1 protein-coding gene is annotated in these 922 nt (G+C 60.4%); it reads left to right on the plus strand.

Annotated elements, in window-relative coordinates; translation table 11 throughout:
* On the plus strand, nt 1-921 hold a 921-nt coding region (locus tag LQ220_RS24810), incomplete at its 5' end, for a 3-keto-5-aminohexanoate cleavage protein (RefSeq protein WP_230190629.1).
* Nucleotide 922: the final 1 nt, after the last annotated feature.

The following is a 922-nucleotide window of genomic DNA, read 5'->3' on the forward strand; positions in this document are numbered from 1 at the left end:
AAAAAAGTCATCATGACCTGTGCGGTAACCGGATCGGTCCACACTCCGTCCATGTCACCCCATCTGCCGATCACGCCCGACCAGATCACGGCCGAAGCCATCGCTGCGGCGGAGGCGGGAGCAGCGATGATCCACTTCCACGTGCGCGATCCGGAGAACGGCAAGCCGACCCAGGATCCGAAGCTGTTCGGCCAGGTCCTGCCGCGGGTCAAGCAGCAGTCCAACGCCATCCTCAACATCACCACCGGGGGCGGACTGGGCATGTCGATGGACGAACGGTTGGCCCCGGCCATTTGGGCCAAGCCTGAAGTCGCCACGATGAGCATGGGCTCCATCAACTTCAATGTCGCCGGCGTTGCCGAGAAGATTACGGAGTGGAAATACGACTGGGAGCAGCCCTACATCGAGATGACCAGGGATTTCATCGCATCCAACACCTTCGCGCAGATCGAGCGCGGCATGCGTGAGCTGGGTGACCTGGGAACCCGGTTCGAGTTCGAATGCTACGATGTCGCGCATCTCTACAACCTTGCCTATTTCGTGGACAAGGGCTTGGTGAAGCCGCCATTTTTCGTCCAGGGCGTTTTCGGAATTCTCGGCGGAATCGGGGCAGACCCGCAAAACGTGCAGTTCATGATGGCAACCGCGGAACGCCTGTTTGGCGACGACTATCTATTCTCTGTACTCGCTGCGGGTCGTCACCAGATTCCGCTGACGACCTTCGGCGCGCTGCTCGGCAGTTCGGTCCGCGTCGGCCTAGAGGACAGCCTTTTTCTGGGCCGAGGCCAGCTGGCGACTTCAAATGCGGAACAGGTCGCCAAGAGCCGTCGTATCCTCGAAGAACTGGGTCTCGACCTGGCCACACCGGAAGAAGCGCGGGCCATGCTTGAGACGAAGGGCGGCGATAACGTGGGCTTCTGAT

Origin of the sequence: Sphingobium sp. CECT 9361, assembly GCF_918741285.1 — a bacterium.
Classification (GTDB): Bacteria; Pseudomonadota; Alphaproteobacteria; order Sphingomonadales; family Sphingomonadaceae; genus Sphingobium.